A 19,134-nucleotide genomic window follows, 5' to 3' on the forward strand; every position below is an offset into this window, starting at 1 on the left:
ACGGCGCCCCTCACTCCGCCGGGATCGCCTGCTCCACCTCCACCGCCGCAATCGGATGGCTCAGATGCGGCAGCATCTCCTTCGGGCAGACCTGCAGGAACTGGCCCTTCGCGACCTCCCACTCGGCCAGCATATCCTGCGCCCGGCGTGAGCCGGTCTCGGCCGCGTGGCGCTCGACGAGGCCGCGAAGCTCGCGCTCCCAATGGTCCTGCGTTACTGGACACGTGACCAGCGTCTCGGCATTGATGTAGAGCGGCGCGAGCCCGTCCGGGTCCCACAGATAGGCCATCCCCCCGGTCATCCCGGCGCCGAAGTTCGGCCCGATCCGCCCGAGGATCACCGCTACCCCGCCGGTCATGTATTCGCAGCCGTTGCTGCCGCAGCCCTCGATCACCACCCGCGCGCCCGAGTTGCGCACCGCGAAACGCTCGCCCGCGCGCCCCGCCGCGAACAGGTGCCCCGCCGTCGCACCGTAAAGCACCGTGTTGCCGATGATGACGTTCTCGGCCGCGACCAGCGGCGAACCCATCGGCGGGCGCACCACGATGGTCCCGCCCGAGAGCCCCTTGCCGACATAGTCGTTGGCGTCGCCCGAGACCTCGAGCTTCAGCCCCGGGGCGGCGAAGGCGCCCAGCGACTGCCCGGCCGAGCCGGTCAGCTTCACCGTCAGGTGGTCGGGCTGCAGATCGTTCCGCATGCCGAAGCGCTGCACGATATGGCTGCTGACCCGCGTGCCGATGGTGCGCTGCGTGTTCCTGACGGCGTAGGACAGCTGCATCTTCTCGCCGTCCTCGAAGAAGCGCGCGCCGTCGCGGATGATCTCGGCATCCAGCGTGTCCATCACCGCGTTGCGGGGCTTGCTGCGGTCATAGACGATCCGCTCCGCGCCATCGACGGTGATGAGCAGCGGGTTGAGGTCCAGATCGTCCAGATGCGCCGAGCCGCGGTTGACCTGCGCCAGCAGGTCGGCCCGGCCGATGATCTCGTCCATCGAGCGCGCGCCGATGGAGGCGAGGATCTCGCGCACCTCCTGCGCGTAGAAGGTGATAAGGTTCACGACCTTGTCGGCGCTGCCGTTGAACATCGCCCGCAGCCGCTCGTCCTGAGTGCACACGCCGACCGGGCAGGTGTTCGACTGGCATTGCCGCACCATGATGCAGCCCATGGCGATCAGCGCCGCGGTGCCGATGCCGTATTCCTCGGCCCCCATCATCGCCGCCATGACGATGTCGCGCCCGGTGCGCAGGCCGCCGTCGGTCCTCAGCGTCACCCGGTCGCGCAGCTTGTTCATGGCGAGGACCTGATGCGCCTCGGTCAGCCCCATCTCCCAGGGCAGGCCGGCGAACTTGATGCTCGTGGCCGGCGAGGCCCCGGTGCCGCCGTTGTGGCCCGAGATCAGGATCACGTCGGCCTTGGCCTTCGCCACCCCCGCGGCGATGGTCCCGACGCCCCCGCCCGCGACCAGCTTGACGGTGATCTTGGCCCGCGGGTTGATCTGCTTCAGGTCGTAGATCAGCTGCGCGAGGTCCTCGATCGAGTAGATGTCGTGATGCGGCGGCGGGCTGATGAGGGTCACGCCGGGCGTCGAATGCCGCAGCCGCGCGATCAGCTTCGTGACCTTCATGCCGGGAAGCTGCCCGCCCTCGCCGGGCTTGGCGCCTTGCGCGACCTTGATCTCCAGTTCCTCGCAGGCGTTGAGGTATTCGGCCGTCACCCCGAAGCGGCCCGACGCCACCTGCTTGATCTTGGCGCTCGGGTTGTCGCCGTTCGGCAGCGCCTTGTGATGCGCCGGGTCCTCGCCGCCCTCGCCCGAGTCGGACTTCGCGCCGATCCGGTTCATGGCGATGTTGAGCGTCATGTGCGCCTCGGGGCTCAGGGCCCCAAGCGACATCCCCGGCGTGACGAACCGCTTGCGGATCGAGGTGATACTCTCGACCTCCTCGATCGGCACCGGGCGGCCGAGCGGCTTGATGTCCAGCAGGTCGCGCAGGTGGATCGGCGGGTTGGCCCGCATCGCCGCGGAATACTCCTTCCAGACGTCGAAGCTCGCCTGCTCGCAGGCGAGTTGCAGCAGCCGCATGGTGTTGGCTTCCCAGGCGTGCTTCTCGCCCGTCTTGCGCAGCTTGTAGAAGCCGCCGATCGGCAGCATGTCGGCCTCGCCGCGCCAGGCGCGGGCGTGGACCTGCTCGAGCTTGCGCTGGATGCCGATGAGGCCGATGCCCGAGATGCGCGACTGCATCCCCGGGAAATACTCGGCCACCATCGCCCGGCTGAGGCCCACGGCCTCGAAGTTCAGCCCGCCACGATAGGACGAGACCACGGCGATCCCCATCTTCGCCATGATCTTCAGCAGCCCCGCATCCATCGCCTCGCGGTAGCGGTTCATGGCGTCGATCAGGTTGCCGGGCAGCAGCCCTCGGGCGATGCGGTCGGCGATGCTGTCCTGCGCCAGCCACGGGTTCACCGTGGTTGCGCCGCAGCCGACCAGCACCGCGAGGTCGTGCGGGTCCACGCATTCGGCCGAGCGCACGTTGATCGAGCAGAAGGTCCGCAGCCCCTTCCTCGTCAGCCAGGAATGCACCGCACTCGTCGCCAGCACCATCGGCATGGCCATGCGGCCCGCGTCCGCCGCCTCGTCGGTCAGCACGATCTGCCCCGCGCCCGAGCGCACCGCGTCCTCGGCCTCGGCCCGGATGCGGGCGAGCGCCTGGGCGAGCGCGTCCGGCCCGGCCGTGAAGGTGCAGTCGATCCGCGTGACTGCGTGGCCGAACATCTCCATCAGCGCCGCGAACTCGCCGGTGGCGAGGAACGGGCCCTCCAGCATGGTGATCTCGGCCTGCGCCGAGCTTTCGTCGAGCACGTTCTTGAGGTTGCCGAAGCGGGTCTTGAGGCTCATCACCCGCGTCTCGCGCAGGCTGTCGATCGGCGGGTTCGTCACCTGGCTGAAGTTCTGGCGGAAGAAGTGGCTGAGGGGGCGGTATTCCTTCGACAGCACCGCGGGCGGCGTGTCGTCGCCCATGCTGGCCAGCACCTCCTTGCCGTCCTCGACCATCGGCGCGAGGACCGACTCGACCTCCTCGACCGTGAAGCCCGCGGCGATCTGGCGGCGGCGCAGCGTCTCGCCGGTGAGCGTCACCGGCTCCGGCAGCGTCGCCATCATCGGCGAGGGGGCGGCGACCTTCTGGACCCATTCGCCGAAGGGCTGGCTGGCGGCGAGGCGATCCTTCAGCTCGCGGTCGTGGTAGAGGCGCCCCTCCTTCATGTCCACGGCGATCATCTGCCCCGGCCCGAGGGCGCCCTTCTCCAGCACCGTGGTCTCGTCCACCGGCACCATGCCGACCTCCGAGCCCGCGATCAGCAGCCCGTCGCCGGTCACGACATAGCGCATCGGCCGCAGCCCGTTGCGGTCGAGCCCGCCGCAGACCCAGCGGCCGTCGGTCATGGCAAGCGCCGCCGGGCCGTCCCACGGCTCCATGATGGCGTTGCAATAGGCATACATGTCGGCCCATGCCTTCGGCATGTCGGTGCGGGCCTTGGACCAGCTTTCGGGGATCATGATGGTCTTGGTCATCGGCGCGCTGCGCCCCGAGCGGACCATGACCTCGAACACCGCGTCGAGCGCGGCGCTGTCGGACGACCCGCCGGGAACCAGCGGCTTCACATCCTCGGCCAGGTCGCCGAAGGCAGAGGACGCCATGCGAATTTCGTGGCTGCGCAGCCAGTTCAGGTTGCCGCGGAGCGTGTTGATCTCGCCGTTATGCGCCAGCATGCGGAAGGGCTGCGCCAGCCACCATTGCGGGAAGGTGTTGGTCGAGTAACGCTGGTGGTAGATCGCGAAGGTGCTTTCGAAGCACTCGTCCTGCAGGTCGGGGTAGAACTCGGCCACGTCCTGCGCCAGCATCATGCCCTTGTAGATGATCGACCGGCAGGAGAGCGTGCAGAGATACATGCCCGCGATCTGCGCCGCGACCGCCGCCTTCTCGATCCGGCGGCGGATGACGTAGAGCTCGCGCTCGAACTCCTCTTCGGACAGCGGCTTCTCGCAGCGGATCAGGATCTGCTCGATCTCGGGGCGGGTGGCGTTGGCCTTCTCGCCCAGCACGGCGGTGTTCACCGGGACGTGCCGCCAGCCGTAGATGTAGTGGCCCATCCGCAGCACTTCGGACTCGACGATGGTGCGGCAGCGTTCCTGCGCGCCGAAATCGGTGCGCGGCAAGAACACCTGCCCCACGGCGATCATCTTCGCGGCGTCCGGCTCGTGCCCGGTGCGGCGGATCTGGTCGTGGAAGAACGGCACCGGGATCTGGACATGGATACCCGCCCCGTCCCCGGTCTTGCCGTCCGCATCCACAGCGCCGCGGTGCCACACGGCCTTGAGCGCCTCGATCCCGTTCTGCACCACCCGGCGCGAGGGCGTGCCGTCGATCGAGACCACCAGCCCGACGCCGCAGGAGGAATGCTCGTCCTCCTCGCGGTAGAGGCCGGTCGCCGCCACTGCCGCCCGCCGCGCTTCCTCGGCAGCTGCCCAGTCCCTCATGCCACGCCCTCCGTCGCCGCCACGACCCGGTAGGCGTCCGGGCGGGTGTCCTGATGTTCGAAATCCGTCAACGCGAAGCCGTCGCGGTCATCCAGCGCGCCATGGCTCAGCGCCGGCGACTGGCCTTCGCGGTGCCAGTAGAGGGTGCTGCCGCAAGTCGCGCAGAAGCCGCGCAAATGGCCGGGCGAGCTGCGATAGGTGGCCACGGCGCCCTGCCATTCGATCCCCTGCACCGACGGCAGGTCGAACCACGGGCCGCTGTTCTGACGCAGGCACTGGGTGCAGGCGCAAACCCGCAGGCTGCGATCGGCGAGCACGGCGCGGAACCGCACCGCGCCGCAGAGGCAGCCGCCCGTGACCCGATGGCTCATCGCGCCTTCGCCTCCGCCCCGGTGAGCCGCTCGGTCTCGGCGGCGAAGGCGTAGCCTGCGGGCTTCGCCTCGATGAAGATCTCGCGGCGCAGCGGGCGGCCGGTCATGTCGTCGAGGGCGCCGAGGCAGATGTCCACGTCGCCCGCCTCGCCGCCGACGCGGTCGCCTTCGGGTGCGGTCACGCGATACCAGAGCTTGCCGCCGCAGAGGCCGCAGGAAACGCGTTCGACCCGGTCGCTCGACTGCCAGCGCAGCAGGTGCTCCTCGCCCTGTTCGACATGCAGCGCCGCGCCGCGGGTGGTGACGCCGACGAAGATGCCGCCGGTCCAGGCGCGGCAGGTGGCGCAATGGCAGGCGCCGCAGTCCTCGCCCGCCGCGTCCAGCCGGAACCGCACCGCGCCGCAGGCGCAGCCGCCCGCGAGGGGGTCGGGCACGGGTTCGGCGGTCTCGACCACGGGCGCGCGGGCGGCGTAGTCCGCGGCGCTCAGCTGGTCCGGCTCGGGGTCGAAGCGGATCGCCGGCGGGCGCTTCTCGACGAAGTTCTCGTGATGCAGCACCGCCCCGCCCGCGTTCTCGAAGAGGCCGGGGCATGGCTCGACCACCGCCGCGCCGGTCAGCGGCCAGAAGCCGAGGGCGGAGCCGCAGACCCCGCAGAAGGCTCTCCGGCCGATGGCGCTCGACTCCCACACCTGCACCGGACCCTCGGCCGCGAACCCGGCCTCAGCGACCTCGATCCCCATGCCGACCAGTCCCGACCAGCGGCGGCAGGGCTCGCACCAGCAGGCGCTGAGCCGGTCCGACAGCCCCTCGGCCCGGACCGTCACCGCCCCGCAGGCGCAGCGGCCCGCGAGCGCGCTCATGCGCCGCCGCCCGCCGGGGTGCCGGTCATCAGCATCTGGCAACCAAACTGCGGCTGGATCGAGCCGAAGCCCGCCTCGCCGGGGAAGGCGAAGAGGACCGGCGTGTCGTCGCTGCGCCCGGCCTCGCCGGTCCAGTCCGACGAGGTCTCACTGCCGCCGTAGAAGCGGCGGTGGTCGCGGCTGACGAACTGCTGGCCCTCGCGGCGGATCAGCACCGCGCCGCTCTCGTCGGAGGTCGTCAGCCGGAAGCGCGTCACGTCGAGTGTGATGCCGTCGACGACGCGGGTCTCGCCGGTCAGCTCGTCGCGGCCGGTGTGGCGGAGCATCTCGCCGCGGTTGCTGCGGGTCCAGAAGTCGAAATCATCGCTGCCGGTCTCGAGCAGGGTCGTCAGCGAGGCATGGTCGGGCGAATCCTCGACCAGCTCGTCCACCAGCCCGCTCTCGGGGTCCTCGGACCAGATCCAGCGGGTCTCGGCGTCGATGCGCGAGTGATAGCGGGGGATGCCGCCCTCTCCGAAATAGAGCACCCGCCGGTCGCCGGGCGCGTCGGCCTCGCAGTGGTAGTGGTTGGCGACGTTGCAGGAGCGTTCCTGCACCGTCATGTCCAGCGTGCAGCCGGCTGGCGGGGTGAAGACCTGCGCCGAGGTCGGGAGAGCGAGGGCGCAGAGGACAACCGCGAGGCGCATCATTCCGCCGCCAGTTCGACTGCGGCGGCGAGGTCGGCCGCGATCCGCGCCGCCGCCTCGCGCCCGTCGCGGATCGCCCAGACGACGAGGCTCGCGCCCCGCACGATGTCGCCCACGGCATAGACCCCGGGCAGGCTGGTGCGATGCGTCGCGTGCTCGGCGCGGATGGTGCCCCAGCGGGTGACTTCCAGCCCCGGCTGGCCCCAGAGGCGCGGGATGTCCTCGGGCTCGAAGCCGAGGGCCTTGATGACCAGTTCGGCCGGCTCGTCGTAATCGGCGCCCTCGATCGCCTCGGGCGCCTGGCGGCCGGTCACGTCGGGCGGCCCGAGGCGCATCCGCTGCACCCGCACGGCCGAGATCACCGGCATGTCGCCGATGCCGTCGCCGGTCACGTCGCCGCCGGCGTTGTCCACCTCGGCCTCGTCGGCCTGCCGCGCGTCGCCCGGCGCATGGCCCGCGAAAGCGGAGGGGGTGCTGAGCCAGACGAACTCCACCCCCTCTTCCTCGGCATTGGCGACCTCGCGCTGGCTGCCGGGCATGTTGGCGCGGTCGCGGCGATAGAGGCATTTGACCGACAGCGCGCCCTGCCGGATCGCGGTCCTGACGCAGTCCATCGCCGTGTCGCCGCCGCCGATCACCACCACGCGCTTGCCGCGGGCGTCGAGCTCGCCATCGGCGAAGTCGGGCACCTCGTCGCCGAACTCGGCCCGGTTGGCGGCGGTCAGGTAGTCGAGCGCCCGGACCACGCCCTGCGCCTCGGCATTGTCGAGGTCGAGGTCGCGGGTCTTGTAGACGCCGGTGGCGATCAGCACCGCGTCGTGGCGGCCGCGGATGGCGTCGAAGCTGATGTCGGGGCCGACATCAGTGTTCAGTACGAACTCGACCCCGCCCTCCTCCAGCAGCCGGACCCGGCGCTCGACCACGTGCTTCTCCAGCTTGAAGCCGGGGATGCCGTAGGTCAGCAGGCCCCCGGCGCGGTCGTGGCGGTCGTAGACCGTGACCTGAAAACCCTGCCGGCGCAGCATGTCGGCCGCCGCAAGGCCGCCCGGCCCCGCACCGATGATGCCGACGCTCTCGGCCCGCTCCGTCGCCGGGCGGATGGGGCGGACCCAGCCACGCTCCCAGGCGGTGTCGGTCACGTATTTCTCGATCGCGCCGATGGTGACGGTGCCGTGGCCCGACTGCTCGATGACGCAGTTGCCCTCGCAGAGACGGTCCTGCGGGCAGATGCGGCCGCAGATCTCGGGGAAGGTGTTGGTGGACTGGGCGACCCGGTAGGCCTCTTCGGTGCGGCCCTCGGCGGTCAGGCGCAGCCAGTCGGGGATGTTGTTGTGCAGCGGGCAGTGCGACTGGCAATAGGGCACGCCGCACTGGCTGCAGCGGCTGGCCTGCTCGGTCGCCTTGCGGTCGGCGAACTCGCGGTAGATCTCGTGGAAGTCCTCGGCGCGTTCATCGGGCGTGCGCTTCTCGGGCATCTCGCGCCCGATGGTCACGAATCGCAGCATCGCCTGTCCGGCCATCGGCACCCCCGCTCCAGTCGGGCATTGGATAAATCCGGGCGGAGAAAAAATAAAGGCAGCCTTGCTGACCTAAGCTGCGATTTATCTTATGCGCATCCCGGATCGTTTCTGGAACATGCCGGAACTTAGGTCACACTCCGGACCCATCTCCAGAAAGAAGAACAAAAACAAGCAGTCCGACGACGATCCGCCACCAGGCAAACACCGCATAGCCGTGCCGCGAGACGTAGCCGAGCAGCCAGCGGACCACGACGACGGCCGAGAGGAACGCAAGGACGAAGCCCACGGCCACGTTCAGGAAGGCCGCCCCATCGAGGATCGCGCGGTTCTGCATCAGGTCGTAGGCGAAGGCCCCGGCCATCGTCGGCATGGCGAGGTAGAACGAGAACTCCGCCGCTGTCCGCTTGTCCGCCCCGAGCGCGAGCGCCCCCACGATCGTCGCCCCCGAGCGCGAGACGCCGGGGATCATGGCAAGGCACTGGATGAAGCCGATCGCGAGCGCCATCGGCAACGTGACCTCGCGCACGTCATGGACCCGCGCATTGGTGGCGAGGCGATCCGCAAACAGCAGCACCACGCCGCCGAGGATCAGCATGGTGGCAATCAGCCGCGGCGATTCGAACAGCACCGTCTTGATGAAGTCATGCGCCAGCACCCCAATCCCTACCGCCGGCAGGAAGGCCAGCAGCACCGCGAGGATGAAGCGCCGCGCCGAAGGATCGCGCGGCGCGCTGCCGAAGAGCTGCCAGAGCCGCGTCGAATAGACCCCGAGGATCGCCAGCACCGCGCCGAGCTGGATCAGCACCTCGAAGGCGCGGCCCGGCGACTCGAACCCCAGCAGCCGGCCCGCCAGCAGCACATGCGCCGTGGAGGAAACCGGAATGAACTCCGTCAGCCCCTCGACGATGCCGAGGATCGCGGCGATGAGGGTCTGCTCGCTCACCCGCGCGGGCGCAGCTTCTGGGCGGACCGCTGGATGGCGGCATATTGCCCCGAGGGGCGGAAGCGCCAGAGATAGGTGGGGATGATGACATCCGCGGCCACCGGCTCGATCCCGAAGGCTTCGAAGCCACGGGCGCCCTCGGCCACGCGGTTCGGGACCTTGAGCGAGCGCAGCTGGTCCTGCGTCACGATGCGGTTGGTGAGCAGCCCGGCGGTCAGGACCTGGACCAGATCGAAGACGGCCGCACCGGCGCTGCCGAGCCAGCCGGGCAGGTTCACGACCCCGCGGCGGCGGCCCGTGACCCGGAGGATATCCCGGACCACCCCGCGCAACGTCGTGACCTCCGGCCCGCCGAGTTCGTAGATGCCCGGCGCCACCGCGCCTTCGGCCGCCATGGCAGCGGCCTCGGCCACGTCCTCGACAAAGACCGGCTGCAGCACGGCCTTGCCGCCCGAAATGAACATCAGCGGGCCGGGCCGGGCCATCGCGGCGAACTTGTTGTAGAAGCTGTCGCCAGGGCCGAACATGACCGAGGGGCGCAGGATCACGGCGTCGGGGCGGCTCTCGAGGATCGCCGCCTCGCCGCGGCCCTTGGAGGCGAGATAGCGCGATTTCGCCTCGGCATCGGCGCCGAGGGCCGAGACATGCACCAGTTGCGCCGCGCCCATCTCGGCCGAGAGCCGCGCGATCCGCGCCGCGGCCACGTCATGCACCGCCGCGAAGGTATTGCGCCCCTCGTTCACCAGCAGTCCGACGCAGTTGACCACCGCATCCGCCCCGGTCATCGCCGCGCGCACCGAGAGATCGTCGCGGACGTTGCAGGGCACCGGCTCAACCTGGCCGACGGCGCCGTAGGTGCGCACGAAGAGCGCCTCGTTCGGCCGCCGCACCGCGACCCGCACACGCCAGCCGCGCTGCGCCATCTTGCGGGCGATCTGCCGCCCGAGAAAACCCGAGCCGCCGTAGATCGTGACCAGTTTCGCCATTGTCCCGGCCTCCGCCGCCGCCCGCGCCTGCCCGGTGCATACCGCGAGGCCCCAAGCCCGGCAAGCGGCGCAGCACTCGCAGCTCGCGCGTGTGTTTTCGCCGTTGACACCCCCGCGCAGGCACAATATCTCCCCCGCTCACGCGACCGGCCCAGGTGGCGGAATTGGTAGACGCGCACGGTTCAGGTCCGTGTGCCGCAAGGCGTGGAGGTTCGAGTCCTCTCCTGGGCACCATGCGAAAGCCCCCCGGAAACCACGCGGTTTCCGGGGGGCTTTTCTGCGTGATGCGACAGGAGGCGGAGGCCTTCCCGCCGCTGCCTGGAGCCTGAACGCCGCCCTGCCGCATCTGAAGGCTCACACCTCCGGCACCAGCACCTCGCGCTTGCCGACGTGGTTCGCGGAGCTCACCACGCCCTGCTCCTCCATCTGCTCCACCAGCCGCGCCGCCTTGTTGTAGCCGATCGCCAGCTTGCGCTGGATGTAGCTCGTCGAGCATTTGCGGTCCTTGGCCACGATCGCCACCGCCTGGTCGTAGAGGGCATCGTCGCTCTCGCCCGAGCCGAGGCCCAGCACCGCGTCGATATCGGCCTCGCGGTCGTCGTCGGGGCCCTCGACCACGCCGGACATGTAGCTCGGCGGGCCGAAGCTCTTGAGGTGGGTGACGATCTCCTCGACCTCCTCGTCGGAGACGAAGGGGCCGTGGACGCGGGTGATGCGGCTCCCGCCGGCCATGTAGAGCATGTCGCCCTGGCCCAGCAGCTGCTCGGCCCCCTGCTCGCCGAGGATCGTGCGGCTGTCGATCTTGGACGTGACCTGGAAGCTGATCCGGGTCGGGAAGTTGGCCTTGATCGTGCCGGTGATGACATCGACCGAGGGGCGCTGCGTCGCCATGATGATGTGGATGCCCGACGCGCGGGCCATCTGCGCCAGGCGCTGGATGCAGGCCTCGATCTCCTTGCCCGCGACCATCATCAGGTCGGCCATCTCGTCCACGATGACGACGATATAGGGCACCGCCTCGGGCATGAACTCCTCGGTGTGGAACACCGGCTCGCCGGTGTCCTCGTCGAAGCCGGTCTGGACCGTGCGGCGGAACATCTCGTTGCGGTCGAGCGCCTCGCGGACGCGGCCGTTGTAGCCCTCGATGTTGCGCACGCCCATCTTGGACATCTTGCGGTAGCGCTCCTCCATCTCGCCCACGACCCATTTCAGCGCGACGACCGCCTTCTTCGGGTCCGTCACCACGGGCGAGAGCAGATGCGGGATGCCGTCATAGACGCTGAGTTCCAGCATCTTGGGGTCGATCATGATGAGACGGCACTCGTCCGGCCTCAGCTTGTAGAGCAGCGACAGGATCATGGTGTTGATCGCCACCGACTTGCCCGAGCCGGTGGTCCCGGCGATCAGCAGATGCGGCATCTTGGCGAGGTTCGCCACCACCGGCTCGCCGCCGATGTCCTTGCCGAGCGCGAGCGGCAGCGGGAAGGTGCCGTCGCCATAGGCGCGCGAGCTGAGGATCTCGCGCAGCACCACCTTCTCGCGCCGGGCGTTCGGCAGTTCGATGCCGATGACGGTGCGGCCCGGCACGGTCGAGACGCGGGCCGACAGCGCCGACATGCTGCGCGCGATGTCGTCGGCGAGGCCGATCACGCGGCTGGCCTTCAGGCCCGGCGCGGGTTCGAGTTCGTAGAGGGTGACGACCGGGCCGGGCCGGACCTCGGTGATCTGGCCCTTGACGCCATAGTCGTCGAGGACCGCTTCCAGCATCCGCGCATTCTCCATCAGCGCCTCGTGGCTCAGCTGATGGCGGTCGGTCGGCTTGGCGGCGGTCAGCAGCGACAGCGGCGGCGGCTCGTAGCCGTTGTCCTCGGCCGCAAAGGAAAGCTGCGGCTGTGCCTCGGCCCGCGCGCGGGTCGAGGCCGCGGGCGCGCGGGCGGGGGCCACGACGACGCGCGAGCGCCCCTCGCCGAAGGGCGCCGGGGTCGGGCCGTTCGGGACCACGACGTCGGTGTCGTCCAGTTCTTCCTCGGACCAGTCGCCCTCTGCGACCGGACCGGAGCTGAGCGGCCGCGCGGGCTTCGGCCGCGCCAGCCGCGCGGTGACAGCGGCGAGGACGGAACGGCGGACGCTCTCCTCCGACGGCGGCGTCTCGCCGGTCCAGTGGGCCTCGCGCTCGACCAGCTCATGCTCGGGCAGCGGTTCGGGCGAGGCGACCGCCGGGGCACCGCCGCGCAGGCGCGAGAGGAGGCCGCGCGGCGGGGCGGCCTCATCCTCGACCACCTCCCCCGCCATCGCCCGCTCGCGCCGGGCGGCTGCGCGGGCCTGCACCATGCGCGCGGCGGCGGCCGAGGCGGAGGCGCTGCGGCCGAGCACCTTCATCACCACCGCGTAGGCCGTGGCAAAGCCCGCCGCGAGGAAGCGGCCGAGGCCCATCAGCTCGCGCCGGTCGAAGCCGAGCGCGAAGGCGGCGAACAGGATCACCGACACCGCCGTCAGCGCCTCGACCAGCCGGATGCCGATCGACGCCTTCACCGGCAGCATCCCGAGGACCGCCCCCGCCATCATGTCGCCGAAATGCCCGCCCAACCCGAAGCTCTGCGACCAGCCGGGCGGCGGGGTCATGGAGGCGGCATAGACCGACACGAGGGCGGCGAGGATCGGCAGGAAGATCGCCCGCATCAGCCGCTCTTCGCCGCGGTGGAAGATCAGCCGCAGCCCCCAGACGGCCGCGCCGACCACCAGCGCCCAGGCGCCGTAGCCCGCGATCATCACCATGCCCGAGGCGATATAGGCGCCGATCCCGCCCAGCCAGTTCTGCGCCGGCTGGTCGGTGGCGGCCAGGAAGCCGGGGTCCTCGGGCGTCCAGCTGGCCAGCATCAGGGCCAGCACCACGGCCAGCGCGACGAGGCCCGCGCCCGCCAGCTCCTTGCCGCGTCGTTCCAGCGCCGCCTGGGTCGTCTGGTCGAACAGCGGATCGCGGTGCTTGGCCTGCCAGCTCGCCATCGCCTACCCTTCCCTTCCGTAAAGACAGTCCCTGAGGCGGGTCAGCCCGGCCTCGGTCTCGGCCGCCGGGGCGACCAGCGCCACGCGGATGAAGTTCTCGCCCGGATTCACTCCGTCCACCTCGCGGGCCAGATAGGCCCCCGGCAGCACCTGCACCCCGGCCTCGGCCCAGAGCCTCCGCGCCGCCGCCTCGCCGCCACCCTCGGGCACCGGCAACCACAGGAAGAAGCCGCCTTCTGGCGGGCGATATCCCGGCACGTTGCCGAGTATCCGGTCGGCGATCGCGTATTTCTCCTGATAGAGGGCGCGGTTCGCCTCGACATGCGCCTCCTCAGCCCAGGCCCGCTCCGAGATGCGCTGCATCGGCAGCGGCAGCGGCGCGCCCGCGTAGTGACGCAGGACGCGAATGGCGCGGATCGCCTCGGCAGAGCCCGCGACGAAGCCCGACCGTGCGCCGGGCAGGTTCGAGCGCTTCGAGAGCGAGTTGAACATCAGGACTCGGTGCCCCAGCCCCATCGCCTCGGCCACGGCCAGCGCGCCGGGCGGTGGCGCGTCGCGCCAGATCTCGGAGTAGCACTCGTCGGCGAAGATCAGAAAGTCATGCACCTCGGCCAGCCCGATCAGCCGCTGAAGATAGGTTTCGTCGGCGACCGCCCCCTGCGGGTTCGCAGGCGAGCAGAGCCAGGCGATGGCGGTCCGGTCCAGCACATCGCGCGTCAGCGCCGCGAAATCGGGCAGGTCGCCGGTCTCGGCGGTGGCGTTGACGAACACGGCTTCGGCACCCGCCGCGGCGGCCGCCACGGCATAGACCTGATAGAACGGGTTCGGGATCAGCATCGCCGGCCGCCCGCCCGCATTGCCCAGGGGGCAAAGCGCCAGCGCCGCGTTGAACAGCCCCTCTCGCGTCCCGTTCAGCACCGTGATCCGGTCCGGCCCGAGGTCCAGCCTATAGCGCCGCCCGAGCCAGCCCGAGATCGCGCCCAGCAACTCCGGCGTGCCGTCGTTCGGCGGATATTTCGCCAGTTCATGCACCGATCCCGCCAGCACCTCCGGCACCCATGACGGGAACGCATGCCGCGGCTCGCCGATGGTCATGACCACCGGATCGCCGCCGGGGGAAATACCGGCGAGCAGCTTCCGCAGGCGCGGAAACGCGTATTCCGGCAGGTTCGAGAACCGCTCGGGGGATGCCATGTCTGCCTCGTCCTCGGGGTCATTCCGCCCCGTTGCGGTGAGCGTAGCGGCAAACGCGCAAACCGTCCAGCCAAAGCCCGCCCGGCTTCTTCTGTCGAGAAATATCCTCCGGGGGTCCGGGGGGGGGGGAAACCCTCGGCTTCGCCTCAGATCAGCCCCGCATGCTCCATCGCCGCGTCGATCCGGCGCCTGGTCCCCTCAGTCAGCCCGACCAGCGGCAGCCGCACCCGCTCCCGCACCCGCCCGAGCCGCGAGAGGCCGTATTTCGCGCCGACCAGCCCCGGCTCTAGGAAGATGGCGATGTGCAGCGGCATCAGCCGGTCCTGCAATTCCAGCGCGCGGGTCCAGTCGCCCGCGAGGGTGGCGTTCTGGAACTCGGCGCAGAGCTCCGGCGCCACGTTCGCGGTCACGCTGATGCAGCCCACGCCGCCTTGCGCGTTGAAGCCGAGCGCGGTCGCGTCCTCGCCCGAGATCTGGAGGAAGTCCGGCCCGCAGGTGATCCGCTGGAGGGGGACCCGGTCCAGCCGCGCGGTGGCGTCCTTGACGCCGACGATGCGCGGCAGGCGGGCAAGCTCGCCCATCGTCTCGGGCGTCATGTCCACGACCGAGCGGCCGGGGATGTTGTAGATGATGATCGGGATGTCGGTGGCGTCGTGGATCGCGCTGAAATGCGCGATCAGCCCGGCCTGGGTCGGCTTGTTGTAGTAAGGTGTGACCACCAGGGCGCCGTCGGCCCCGGTCTCCTGCGCGTGCCGCGTCAGCCCGATTGCCTCACGCGTCGAGTTGGAGCCCGCCCCCGCGATCACCGGCACCCGGCCGGCGGCGACCCGCACGACCGCCTCGACCACGCGGCGGTGCTCGTCATGGTCCAGCGTCGGGCTCTCGCCGGTGGTGCCGACCGGGACGATGCCATGCGAGCCGGAGGCGATCTGCCACTCGACCAGCGCCTCGAGATGTTTGAGGTCCAGGTCGCCGTCCTCGGTGAAGGGCGTGACGAGGGCGGGCATGGACCCCTTGAACATGGGCGGCTCCTGACGACTGGCGGCGCGACCTGGCGCCGGACGGAATCGCCCTCCCCTAGACCCGCGCGGGGCGACTGCCAAGGTTGTGAATTGTCCCGCGGGCGCGGGCAGGCCAGATTAGCGGCGATGACTCGCCTCCGCGACAGCCTGGCCCGCATGGCCTTCGCGCTTGCCCTGGCGCTGACGGCCCCCCTCGCGGCGCGGGCCGAGGACGCGGCGGCGCTGCGCCGGGCGCTCGCCGAGACCGGCGCGCGCAACTGGCCCGCCGCCGAGGCCGCGGCGCGCGCATCGGGGCCGCTCGCGCTCGACATCGTGGCCTGGCACCGGCTGCGGGCCGGGGGCGCCGCCTTCGCGGACTATGCCGATTTCGCCGTTCGCAACCCCGACTGGCCGGGCATGGACCTGCTGCGCGAGCGAGCCGAGGCGGCGATGTCAGAGGCCATGCCGCCCGAGGCGGTCCTCGCGTGGTTCGGCGAGGCCGCGCCGCGGACCGGCAACGGGTTGCTGCGCCTGATCGCGGCCATCGAGACGACCGCGGGCCGCGAGGCGGCGGTCGCGCGGCTCGTGCCGCTCTGGGCCGGGGCGTTGGTGACGCTGGACGCGGCGGCGGAGACGGCGCTTTCGGCGACCTACGGACATGCGCTCGCCGAGCACGCGGCGGCGCGGGCGCGGGCGCTCCTGGACCGGGGCGAGACGGCCGAGGCGCTCAAGCTGCTGCCGCAGTTGACCGGCGACGACGCGCTGATCGCGCGGCTGCGGGCCGACCTGCAGAATGACGGCCCGAACCTCAACGCCCGCATCGAGGCGCTTCCGCCTGACCTGCTGGCCGATCCCGGCCTCGCCCTCGACCGCTTCCGCCGCTTCGCCCGCCTGCGCGACGTCGAGCGCGCGCGCGAGATCCTGCTGGCGCAGTCGGAGGCGGCGGAGACGCTGATCGACCCGGCGCTGTGGTCCTCGCTCCGGGCCGACTACGCCCGCGCCGCCCTGCGCGCGGGGGACCCGGCGCTTGCGCTGCGGCTGGCCTGGCCGCACCACCTGCCCTCCAGCCACCCCCATGCGGTCGACCTCGACTTCCTCGCCGGCTGGGCGGCGTTCCAGACCGGCGACTGGGCCGCGGCGCGCGAGCATTTCGAGCGGCTGGCGCAGGACTCCGGCTCGGCCATCACGCAGGGCCGCGCGCTCTACTGGCAGGCGCGCACCGCCGGGGCGGCGGGCGAGGCCGCGCGGGCCGAGGCGCTGATGCGTCAGGCGGCGACCCATCAGTCCTCCTATTACGGCCAGCTCGCGGCCGAGGCGGCCGGGGTGCCGATGGACCCGGCGCTCGCCACGCCGGGCCTCGCCCTCGACACCGTGCCCGACTGGCGCGGGGCGGCGATCCGCAGCGACCGGCGGGTGCAGGCGGGGATCTGGCTGCTGGTCGCGGGCGAGGCGGACCTCGCGGCGCGGTTCCTGCTGCATGTCTCCGAGACCGCCGATCCGCAGGACACCGCCCGTCTCGCGCGCCTCATGGCCGAGTTCGGGCATACGCATCACGCGCTGCGCCTGTCGAAGCGCGCGGCCCAGCGGGGCGTCATCCACCCCGCGATCCAGTTCCCGCTGACCGGCATCGAGGCGATGCCGCTGGGCATCCCGGCCGAGCTGGCGATGGCGATCGCCCGGCAGGAGTCGGAGTTCAATCCGCGCGCCGGCTCGCCCGCGGGGGCGCGCGGGCTGATGCAGGTCATGCCCGCGACCGCCCGCGACATTGCCCGCGACGTGGGCCTGCCCTACGACCTCGACCGGCTGTCCTCCGACGCGGGCTACAACGCGCTCTACGGCGCCACCTACCTCGCCGGGCTCCGCGCCCGCTACGGGCCGTCGATCGCGCTCGTCGCCGCCGGCTACAACGCCGGGCCGGGCCGGTCGGCGCAGTGGCTGGCGGCCTTCGGCGACCTGCGCCGGGGCGAGGCGGACGCCGTCGACTGGGTCGAATCGGTCCCCTTCGACGAGACCCGCAACTACGTCATGCGCGTGGCCGAGGCGCTGCCGGTCTACCGCGCCCGCATCGCGGGCAAGCCGGTTGAGTGGACGCCCACGGCCGACATCACCGGCGACGGCGTGACCACCGTGCCCCTGCCCCGCCTCGACACCACGCTCATGGCCTCCGCCCGGCCGATCCCGAGCCCGCGCGCCGCTGCCCTCGCGCTCGCCGCCGCGGCGCAGGCGCCGCCCCGGATCGAGCCCGCCCCGGCCGTCATCGACCCGGCGACCGCGCCGATGGCCTTCATCGGCCCGATGCCGCCCGGCGAGACGCGCCTCGATTAACCCGCCCGCATCCGCGCCCGCCAGAGCGAGAACAGCCCCGCGCCGACGATGATCGTGACGCCCACGACCACGTTGGGCGCCAGCCGCTCGCTGTAGAAGACGGTCCCGATGATGACGATCCACATCAGCTGAGTATAGGCGAAGGGCTGCAGGACCGAGGCCTCGGCCATCTCGTAGGCCAGGATCAGCAGCCAGTGCGAGGTCGCCGCACAGAGGCAGAGCGCCGCCAGCAGCAGCCAGTCCGCGGGGGCGAGCGCCTCCCAGTGCATGAGCCCGACCAGGGTGATCGCGGCCGCGCCCCCGATGCTGGTCCAGAAGAAGCTGACAGTCGAGGGGTCGTGGCGCGAGGCGAGCCGCGTCAGCACCCCGTAGAGCGCGAAGGTCGCCGCCGCGCCGAGCGCGAACAGCATGTCGGGCGACATCGCGCCCGAGCCGGGGCGCAGCACGATCATCATGCCCATGAAGCCCACGCCGACCGCGGTCCAGCGGCGCCAGCCGATGCGCTCGCCGAGGATCGGACCGGAGAGCGCCACGATCATCAGCGGATAGCTCGCCATGATCGCATGGGCGTTGACGAGGCCGAGCCGCACGAAGGCGAAGATCGCCAGCACGATGTCGGCGATCAGCAGCAGCGCGCGGGCGATCTGCAGCCACGGCCTGCGCGAGCGCGCGGCGGCGCGGAAGCCGCCCGGCGCGCGGCTGACGATCACCGAGACGAAGATCACCATGAACCAGTAGCGCAGCATTACCACGAGGAAGGGCGAATACTCGCTCCCCAACTCGCGCGAGAGCGAATCCTGGATGGCGAAGACGAGGCTCACCACGCACATGAGCAGGATGCCGCGCCGGTTCCGGGCCGGCTTCTGCGGCTCGGCCTCGGGCGGCGGCACCGCGGGCCGCTGCAGCGCGGGATCGGTCAGCGGCCCGGTCAGGTCGCGGTCGGCGGCGGTCATGGTTCACCCGAGGGGATTGCCAGTCACCGGTGGCAGAGCGCCGGGGCGCGGTCAACCGGCGCCGGTCTGCCCGTGCGGCGCCTGAACCGGCTTCGATTCCGGCGAGCCCCGGTGGCGCAGGAAGATTGACAGCACGACGAGGGCAAGGGTCGCGAGGAACTCCGACTGCCAGTTCTGCATCGATTCAAACCAGAACCCCGCAGTGCCGAGATGCGCCCAGAATCCATGCGGGGCCTCGCCATGCCGCGCGGCGTCCCCGATCGCCATCTGCCAACTGCCCCAGCCATGCAGGACGAACGAGGCCACGAACAGCGCCGCCAGCGTCAGGCCCAGCGAATGCGCGTAGAGCCAGCCGCCGATGCCCGGTCCCGCCTCGTCGTTCGGGCGGTCCGGGTCATCGGGGTCGCTCGATTCGGCCGAGCCCCGCTGGAACAGCATCGCCGTCAGCACGACATAGAACGCCATCTGCAGGAACTCGCTTTCCCAGTTCTCGAAGAGCGGCGAGAGGAAGTCGCCGCCGGTCAGGAACTGGCCGAGCGAGGGCGCCGCCTCGGCATGTCTGCGGGCCTCCTCGGCGGCGTCGAGCCAGCCCGACCAGATCATGCCCGCGAGGCTGACGAGGAAGAGGGCGAGCAGCGCCCAGGAGAGGCCGCTGTCGCGGAGGAACTTTTTCATCTTGGCCGCCCCCGGCGGCAGGATCGCCGCACTCCTCGCATGATGCGGCGATAACTCCTTTGCAGACACTAAGTTTCCGC

At 71.0% G+C, this 19,134-nt stretch carries 13 protein-coding genes and 1 tRNA gene; 2 read left to right on the plus strand and 12 right to left on the minus strand.

Features of this window, described 5'->3' with window-relative positions:
- Positions 1-10: 10 nt before the first annotated feature.
- The 7 genes from gltB to GI374_RS10995 all read right to left on the minus strand — a co-directional run bounded on the left by gltB (position 11) and on the right by GI374_RS10995 (position 9,903).
- Positions 11-4,537, minus strand: a complete 4,527-nt coding sequence (gltB, locus tag GI374_RS10965; protein ID WP_154337118.1) for a glutamate synthase large subunit — start codon at positions 4,535-4,537, stop codon at positions 11-13.
- Positions 4,534-4,908, minus strand: coding sequence for a GFA family protein (locus GI374_RS10970; RefSeq protein WP_154337119.1), 375 nt, complete (start codon positions 4,906-4,908; stop codon positions 4,534-4,536). Before GI374_RS10970 ends, gltB begins: the two co-directional genes overlap by 4 nt.
- A complete protein-coding gene (locus GI374_RS10975; RefSeq protein WP_154337120.1) occupies positions 4,905-5,768 on the minus strand; it encodes a GFA family protein in 864 nt (287 codons plus the stop codon). The genes GI374_RS10970 and GI374_RS10975 overlap by 4 nt, the downstream gene beginning before the upstream one ends.
- Complete coding sequence (locus GI374_RS10980) at positions 5,765-6,454, minus strand: hypothetical protein (protein WP_154337121.1); 690 nt, start codon at positions 6,452-6,454, stop codon at positions 5,765-5,767. Before GI374_RS10980 ends, GI374_RS10975 begins: the two co-directional genes overlap by 4 nt.
- Positions 6,454-7,974: an NAD(P)-dependent oxidoreductase gene (locus GI374_RS10985; protein WP_154337122.1), complete on the minus strand. Its 1,521-nt coding sequence runs from the start codon at positions 7,972-7,974 to the stop codon at positions 6,454-6,456. The genes GI374_RS10980 and GI374_RS10985 overlap by 1 nt, the downstream gene beginning before the upstream one ends.
- 130 nt (positions 7,975-8,104) lie before the next feature.
- Positions 8,105-8,917, minus strand: a complete 813-nt coding sequence (locus tag GI374_RS10990; protein ID WP_370515286.1) for an undecaprenyl-diphosphate phosphatase — start codon at positions 8,915-8,917, stop codon at positions 8,105-8,107.
- Positions 8,914-9,903, minus strand: a complete 990-nt coding sequence (locus tag GI374_RS10995; protein ID WP_154337124.1) for a complex I NDUFA9 subunit family protein — start codon at positions 9,901-9,903, stop codon at positions 8,914-8,916. The genes GI374_RS10990 and GI374_RS10995 overlap by 4 nt, the downstream gene beginning before the upstream one ends.
- A 149-nt stretch (positions 9,904-10,052) precedes the next feature.
- Between GI374_RS10995 and GI374_RS11000 the strand changes: the two genes are divergently transcribed.
- Positions 10,053-10,137 (plus strand) — tRNA-Leu (locus GI374_RS11000).
- Positions 10,138-10,257: 120 nt separating this feature from the next.
- Here GI374_RS11000 and GI374_RS11005 read toward each other — a convergent pair.
- From GI374_RS11005 to dapA, 3 genes are all read right to left on the minus strand, one after another.
- Positions 10,258-12,906, minus strand: coding sequence for a DNA translocase FtsK (locus GI374_RS11005; protein WP_154337125.1), 2,649 nt, complete (start codon positions 12,904-12,906; stop codon positions 10,258-10,260).
- A gap of 3 nt (positions 12,907-12,909) precedes the next feature.
- Positions 12,910-14,100, minus strand: a complete 1,191-nt coding sequence (locus tag GI374_RS11010) for an aminotransferase class I/II-fold pyridoxal phosphate-dependent enzyme (RefSeq protein ID WP_154337126.1) — start codon at positions 14,098-14,100, stop codon at positions 12,910-12,912.
- A 146-nt stretch (positions 14,101-14,246) separates the two neighbouring features.
- Positions 14,247-15,122 (minus strand): 4-hydroxy-tetrahydrodipicolinate synthase, encoded by an 876-nt coding sequence (gene dapA, locus GI374_RS11015; RefSeq protein ID WP_154337127.1) that lies wholly within the window; start codon positions 15,120-15,122, stop codon positions 14,247-14,249.
- Between the two features lie 126 nt (positions 15,123-15,248).
- Between dapA and GI374_RS11020 the strand changes: the two genes are divergently transcribed.
- A complete protein-coding gene (locus GI374_RS11020; RefSeq protein WP_154337128.1) occupies positions 15,249-17,426 on the plus strand; it encodes a lytic transglycosylase domain-containing protein in 2,178 nt (725 codons plus the stop codon).
- Here the strand turns inward: GI374_RS11020 and GI374_RS11025 are convergent.
- Positions 17,423-18,379, minus strand: a complete 957-nt coding sequence (locus GI374_RS11025) for a DMT family transporter (protein ID WP_154337129.1) — start codon at positions 18,377-18,379, stop codon at positions 17,423-17,425. The genes GI374_RS11020 and GI374_RS11025 overlap by 4 nt on opposite strands.
- A gap of 51 nt (positions 18,380-18,430) precedes the next feature.
- The gene (locus GI374_RS11030; protein ID WP_154337130.1) at positions 18,431-19,054 is read right to left on the minus strand and encodes a DUF6766 family protein; all 624 of its coding nucleotides are present in this window, start codon (positions 19,052-19,054) and stop codon (positions 18,431-18,433) included.
- Positions 19,055-19,134: the final 80 nt, after the last annotated feature.

Origin of the sequence: Paracoccus sp. S-4012 (assembly GCF_009674885.1) — a bacterium.
Lineage (GTDB): Bacteria > Pseudomonadota > Alphaproteobacteria > Rhodobacterales > Rhodobacteraceae > Paracoccus.

What these genes read in the sequence shown, in the direction of transcription:
- GI374_RS10995 (WP_154337124.1), bottom strand. Translation starts at nt 9,903, where the DNA reads ATGGCGAAACTGGTCACGATCTACGGCGGCTCGGGTTTTCTCGGGCGG.
- GI374_RS10985 (WP_154337122.1), bottom strand. Translation starts at nt 7,974, where the DNA reads ATGGCCGGACAGGCGATGCTGCGATTCGTGACCATCGGGCGCGAGATG.
- GI374_RS11005 (WP_154337125.1), bottom strand. Translation starts at nt 12,906, where the DNA reads ATGGCGAGCTGGCAGGCCAAGCACCGCGATCCGCTGTTCGACCAGACG.
- dapA (WP_154337127.1), bottom strand. Translation starts at nt 15,122, where the DNA reads ATGTTCAAGGGGTCCATGCCCGCCCTCGTCACGCCCTTCACCGAGGAC.
- GI374_RS10970 (WP_154337119.1), bottom strand. Translation starts at nt 4,908, where the DNA reads ATGAGCCATCGGGTCACGGGCGGCTGCCTCTGCGGCGCGGTGCGGTTC.
- GI374_RS11010 (WP_154337126.1), bottom strand. Translation starts at nt 14,100, where the DNA reads ATGGCATCCCCCGAGCGGTTCTCGAACCTGCCGGAATACGCGTTTCCG.
- GI374_RS10980 (WP_154337121.1), bottom strand. Translation starts at nt 6,454, where the DNA reads ATGCGCCTCGCGGTTGTCCTCTGCGCCCTCGCTCTCCCGACCTCGGCG.
- GI374_RS11025 (WP_154337129.1), bottom strand. Translation starts at nt 18,379, where the DNA reads ATGACCGCCGCCGACCGCGACCTGACCGGGCCGCTGACCGATCCCGCG.
- GI374_RS10975 (WP_154337120.1), bottom strand. Translation starts at nt 5,768, where the DNA reads ATGAGCGCGCTCGCGGGCCGCTGCGCCTGCGGGGCGGTGACGGTCCGG.
- GI374_RS11030 (WP_154337130.1), bottom strand. Translation starts at nt 19,054, where the DNA reads ATGAAAAAGTTCCTCCGCGACAGCGGCCTCTCCTGGGCGCTGCTCGCC.
- GI374_RS11020 (WP_154337128.1), top strand. Translation starts at nt 15,249, where the DNA reads ATGACTCGCCTCCGCGACAGCCTGGCCCGCATGGCCTTCGCGCTTGCC.
- gltB (WP_154337118.1), bottom strand. Translation starts at nt 4,537, where the DNA reads ATGAGGGACTGGGCAGCTGCCGAGGAAGCGCGGCGGGCGGCAGTGGCG.